Source organism: Lelliottia sp. RWM.1 (assembly GCF_016859735.1).
GTDB lineage: Bacteria > Pseudomonadota > Gammaproteobacteria > Enterobacterales > Enterobacteriaceae > Enterobacter.
Genome location: NZ_WLVC01000089.1, coordinates 1 through 5,840, shown reverse-complemented (window position 1 = coordinate 5,840; position 5,840 = coordinate 1). Strand labels below are relative to the sequence as shown.

At 33.4% G+C, this 5,840-nt stretch carries 4 protein-coding genes and 2 pseudogenes; 2 read left to right on the top strand and 4 right to left on the bottom strand.

Features of this window, described 5'->3' with window-relative positions; genetic code table 11:
• Nucleotides 1-255: 255 nt before the first annotated feature.
• Nucleotides 256-1,077: pseudogene (locus GF617_RS26235) on the top strand (DUF4238 domain-containing protein).
• A 207-nt stretch (nucleotides 1,078-1,284) separates the two neighbouring features.
• Complete coding sequence (locus GF617_RS26230) at nucleotides 1,285-3,543, top strand: ATP-binding protein (protein ID WP_203452747.1); 2,259 nt, start codon at nucleotides 1,285-1,287, stop codon at nucleotides 3,541-3,543.
• A gap of 305 nt (nucleotides 3,544-3,848) precedes the next feature.
• On the opposite strand, the gene GF617_RS26225 is transcribed toward GF617_RS26230, so the two are convergent.
• The 4 genes and pseudogenes from GF617_RS26225 to GF617_RS27605 form a co-directional block, all read right to left on the bottom strand.
• Complete coding sequence (locus GF617_RS26225) at nucleotides 3,849-4,424, bottom strand: recombinase family protein (RefSeq protein WP_045902444.1); 576 nt, start codon at nucleotides 4,422-4,424, stop codon at nucleotides 3,849-3,851.
• A gap of 448 nt (nucleotides 4,425-4,872) precedes the next feature.
• Nucleotides 4,873-5,595 (bottom strand): hypothetical protein, encoded by a 723-nt coding sequence (locus GF617_RS26220; RefSeq protein ID WP_203452746.1) that lies wholly within the window; start codon nucleotides 5,593-5,595, stop codon nucleotides 4,873-4,875.
• 32 nt (nucleotides 5,596-5,627) lie between these two features.
• A complete protein-coding gene (locus tag GF617_RS27610) occupies nucleotides 5,628-5,714 on the bottom strand; it encodes a helix-turn-helix domain-containing protein (RefSeq protein ID WP_375291240.1) in 87 nt (28 codons plus the stop codon).
• Between the two features lie 31 nt (nucleotides 5,715-5,745).
• A pseudogene (locus GF617_RS27605) lies at nucleotides 5,746-5,840 on the bottom strand (type VII secretion system (T7SS), usher family protein); the annotation flags it as partial.

The window sequence follows — 5,840 nt, the reverse complement described above, 5'->3', positions numbered from 1 at the left end:
TCATATGCCACCAACTGAATACGAAAAACAATATTATCAGCGGCTCGGAAGTGTCTAGATTATCTGTGGCGATTCAGGATAAACTATGTTAAACAGCCATTTTGAATCCACTTTACTGGGGCAGTATGTCAGTGTTGGTGCGGGTTTGATGGAATTTGGACCTTAGCTATAACTATTGAAAAGATCAAGATATTATGATTAAAGTACGCGTTGGTAGAAGACATAATTTTCTTACTATTCAAGGGAAGAAACCTGATGAGTTATCCCAAAAAACATCATTACATTCCTGCGTGCTATCTGAAAGGCTTTACCAATCAGGGTAAAAGGACATCTTTATTCTGGGCATTTCCAAAAAATAAGCCTGGATTTAAACATGGTACAAACCCTAATGATGCATGTGTGAGCAATAATTATTATAAATTAGAAGAAAATATATGACCGTTCCTAATTGAAGAATGGTACGGTAATACGGTTGAGACACGTATAGGTGAGTTTTTAGAGACCATAGATTCGAGTAAAGGAATTAATTCCGAAGATGAAGGTTTAATCTGGTTGTTATCGTCTTTATTTTTAAGAAATCCACAACATAGAAATAATATCGAAGCACCTCTAAGGCAAGAACGAAAGATAGTCGAATCAATGAAAAAAGATCTTAATCAAAGGAAAGTTACCTTAGACATGTCAGTGAGGGATTACATTATCGATGACATTATTGAATATGAACTCAAACAAACCAAAATTGCTTCTTATTACCTTCCTCAATTCAATTACTCACTAATCAAAGCACCAAATAAAATCAATACCATCACAAGTGACTCACCTTTTATTTTATCTCATAATCGATTGCAAACTTTTGGATTAGCTACTCCAGGGTCAATGATATTAATCCCGTTAAATAAAAATACATTTCTTTTTGGATGTACAGAAATGAAGTTAAGTCCAATTCACAACGCAACAGATAAAACAATCGCTGATTTAAATACAATGATAATGCTTTCCTCGAATGAAAAGTGTTTTTCTAATAACGATCATTTTTTCATACTTGATGCACAAGATAATATCGCAATGTATCCATGATAAATTTATAATCTAAAGAACACGCATTAACTATAAATTTATATATGTAAATATATCACTTTGGCAACCATATGAGTACTCCCATTCAAAACTGGTAGCCGATTATTGCTAAAAAATGACGTACTACTAATTTCTATAAAATTCAGCTTTACATATAACTTCAAAATACGAGACAATTACAAAAAAGTAACGATTTTGAGAGGGATTATGAATAGTTATGATTTTTCCAGACTAAATGACAAAGACTTTGAAGACTTGGTAATTGATCTAATTAAAACTGAAATGCCTGGTACTAATATAGAAAGATTTATGCCTGGAAGAGATAGCGGTATGGATGGTAGGTTTTATATAGGTGGGAATAAGGTCATTATCCAAAGCAAACATTATGTTAACTCAAGCTACTCTGCTTTAATTAATAATTTGAAAAAAGAAGCAGCAAAGGTTGCAAGAATCAATCCTTCACGTTATATATTGGCTATAGGACAAGGGTTAACAGATGTTCGAAAGAATGAGATAATCAGTATATTTGGAAGTAAATATCTTCGGAGTGATGATATATTTTCAATTGAAGATATAACACATAAATTATCTCAATATAAAAACATCGAACGTAAGTATTATAAGCTCTGGCTTAACAGCACTTCTGTTTTAACATCAATATTGCATAATGACATTATTGGAAAAAGTAGTCATATTCTTGAGCAAATAAAAATAAATTCAGAAAAATACGTAGAGACACGAGATTTCGCCACAGCTAAGAATAAAATCGAACATTTCAACACTCTTATAATTACTGGAGAACCAGGTGTAGGAAAAACAACTCTTGCAGAACAATTATGTCTTAATTATATATTAGAAGGATATCAGTTAGTTTATATAGAAAGTGACATAGAGGAAGGTGACAAAATCATTGAGCCAGATACAAAACAACTTTTCCTTTATGATGATTTTCTTGGAAGAAACTATTTAGAAGCATTAAGAAACAAAGAAGATTCAAAGATAGTTAGATTTATAAATAGAATCCGATCCAAACCCGAAAAGAAATTAATTCTTACCTCAAGAACGACTATATTAAATCAAGGAAAAGCATCAAGTGAATTATTTTTTATTAATAATACTGACAAGCATGAATATGAGGTTGAGGTAAAAAACCTTGATGTAATAGATAAAGCAAAAGTTCTCTATAATCACTTGTGGTTTAGCGAACTGCCAGAGCAATTCAAAGAATGCATTTGGAAGGAAAAAAGATATAGAAAAATAATTTCGCATAAAAATTATAACCCTCGGTTAATTTCATTTATTACCGATTATGATAAAATTTCGCATCTTGAGCCAGAACAATACTGGGAATATATAGTTGAGAGTTTAGATAATCCCACAGCCATTTGGGATTATATGCTAACAAAACAAGTACCTAAATGTGTATTTTATTTAACTTATCTTGTATCTTTGAATAACGGAAAAATATCTGAAAAGGAGTTAAGTGAGAATTATGATAATTATTTAGAAATAATAAATTTCGATCGTTCTCGAAATGATTATCTTGATTTTAAATCCTGCATATTACATGCAGTTAAATCAACATTACAACGTAAATTGGAAGAAGGCAAAGACGCGATATACGATGTGCTAAACCCATCAATCTCTGATTATTTAATTGCTAAAATAAATGATAATCTATCGCTTCTACCATCATTTTTTTTAGCACTCTCATCTATACAATCGCTTAATAATTTAAACACATTACTAAATAAAAAAATTGCACCAAATGCTGCGAACAAAATCGCAGATACCTTATTAAGTAACATTCACAACAACAAAACTGAATACTATATCATTGAATTTATTGAATTAATGGTATCTAATAATAATTTATCACATAGTGTTAAATTAAAAGCAGCCAGGATTTTAAATACAGATACCCTCCCCTTATCCAAATACTTTACAAAATATAATTATAGAATTGCAAAAATAATTCACTGGTTGTCTTTAAATGATCTTGATTGGATAGGTTATAAAAAAACACAAGAATACACAAAATTAACGTTATTAACCAGTGGCGACGATCTTGATTATGAAGATTTAAATATTTTAAGCCATATTTCTAATGTTATTAGTGACGATAAATTATTGGGTGATATCCGAACCTCTTTATTAGAGTATTGGTATGATTTTGTACATGATTTTATTTCTGAAAGTAATGAATTCAATGATTATTATGATGAGCATCAGAGTTATTTAATTAAATCAAAAGCAAAGGATATGGTCAAGGATATGTTATCCGAGAGCTCAATAGTGTTTAACGAAAGTGAGATAGATGACATTATTGATAATGTTGATGTACAAGCAATAATAGAGAGCAACATAGAAAATTATTCTGATTGGGATGGACAAGAATATACTCGACATGGTGGATATCAGGATAACGGGTTTGATAGTGTAGATGACATATTTTCAAGGGAGTAATTGTTAGCCAGCAATTATTCGACTCACCTCACTTTTATCCGCATACTGATATGCTACTAAAATATAGTGTAGCAATTAAGCATACTTAATCGCTACATGCCGAATCTTCTTCTAAAGATTGATTAAGTGTTGCGAACTGCCTTGATTGACATTGCTATACTTTATAATTAAGTGTAACACACAAATCAATACATCAATACAATGTGGGCCATTACACTAAGTTAATTACAGGCTCATTATGGATATCGAGAGGATTCGAATAGTACTAATCTGCAAGCCTTTTTTCTTTCTCCCCTTCTGCTATATCAGTCAGCAATACCGTCAGTACTGGCAAGCATTTCTTTCTTCACGCGAAATACTGTTGCCCTGCCGCAATCACACAACTTCGCGATCTCGTCCGGTGTATTCTTCCCGACACGTAACATATCGATGATTTTGCTATGAAGTTCTTTGTTCTTTTGCTTGCCTTTGTACTTCTTAGCCTCTTTAGCAAGGGCAATCCCTTCGGTGCGACGTGACGCGATCATGCCTCGCTCAAACTCGGCAACGGCTCCCATCATGGTTAGGATCAGGCGTGATTGCGGGGAATTATCAAAACTCATAGAGTTTGAAAGAAACTGAACAGTGATACCACGGCCTACGAGGCTATCAATCATTTCGAGTAGATCACGAGTGTTACGTGCGAGCCGACAGATTGAGTGAGTAACGAGGGTGTCGCCGTCGCGGAGGTGGGAAAGCAGGTTCAACAACTCAGGTCTCTCGCTGGTGGACTTGCCTGATTCTTTCTCTGTAATGATTTTGTCGCAAACAGGCTCCAGTACTGACAACTGACGTTCAAGGTTTTGTTCTTTTGTTGATACGCGAGCATACCCGAAAATCATTTCCTTGCCCTCACACTCTAAAAGTATCTTTTAAATTAATTAAATGATACTATATCATTTAAATCCAATCAATATCTAAATGATACTAAGTGAGATAGGAAAACTGAGTATCGTTGGGGAGTACCCAAAAGAGATTTTCAATTGTTCAGATTTTAGGCGATATCGAGTTAGTGAAAAGTTCGGTACTGGGATCTGAGTGTACGGCATTTTGTCGGCGGGGTTGAAGCTGATCAGGTGAGAGAGATTTTAAATCAGGCGGAAAAAAACAGACTGTACTTTTTTCTGAGTAAAAGATTACTTAAGGTTTTTTGCCAAAATCGGGGGAGACCAGGCTTTCGATTATTTTATGAACTAAAGGCTGGTAACTTAGCCGCATTTACATTTTTGTATACAGAAGGCCGCGAAAGCGGCCTTGAAGAGAATATGATAACTCACATATATAATATAATTATGATTTTCTAATGAAAATAAAATATTCAGCCTGTGTTTTTTGAGTTAAGTACTCATTCCCTTCTATCACTTCATGTGCTATTCTATTTTTTTCTGATTTATCCAAAAATTCCACCAATTTATATGTTGCATTTATTCTCATGGAACGCATAATCTCGCGTAAAAGTGGAATGCTGTCATAACTATTATTGGGAACAATTATAGAAATATAGTTAATCTCAGATGTTTCATTGTTAACCAATAAAATCATCATTATATTATCATTTATTTTGTAAAGATATGCATCCCTTTTATCAGTGTAAGAAAACTGACCTTTCAAGTCTGGTTGAAAACTTACAGATGATAGCTCACTCATAAATGAATTAAATTTAACATTCATATTTTTTTCACCATCAGGCATAAACTTATCATTAAATGTATTGTCAAGCCGATGGTCTAATACTATTTCTGGTGTTGATGAAACTATAGATTCTGTAGTATTGGTATTATATGTAGGCTTTATTGTGTTAGAATTAATATTAGTAGGTACATTATCAGCACCGGAATAAAAAACAGGCACAGCAATTAACATTGCAATAATAAAGACACCAATGCCTGACAATGTTGACGTTAAAAACGTTCTAAATTTACCTTGAGATTTGTTGCCACATCGTTTAGAAACCTGCTTATAGCAAAATACCGAAATAGCCACACACACAATTATTATTAACAGACCAGTCATATATCTCCCTTAATGTTAACATTGTCTTATCACTAATATCTTTCAGGCCAAATGTGCTGTACTTCTTCACCAATAAAATCGGCAATAATCCTCTCACCTTTAGGCCAATGTCGTTCCAATGCGTTGTAAAGCGTTCTTTCATGTAAGCCGTTATCCCTTGAAAGTTGTGCTAGGGAAGGTGCGAATAAGCAGGTCATTTCTTCCCAAGCTGACTCGCTGATTAAAATTTCGCGGATCTGGGCCGA

Coding starts and splice junctions, on each gene's coding strand:
- GF617_RS26230 (WP_203452747.1), top strand. CDS start 1,285: ATGAATAGTTATGATTTTTCCAGACTAAATGACAAAGACTTTGAAGAC.
- GF617_RS26225 (WP_045902444.1), bottom strand. CDS start 4,424: ATGATTTTCGGGTATGCTCGCGTATCAACAAAAGAACAAAACCTTGAA.
- GF617_RS26220 (WP_203452746.1), bottom strand. CDS start 5,595: ATGACTGGTCTGTTAATAATAATTGTGTGTGTGGCTATTTCGGTATTT.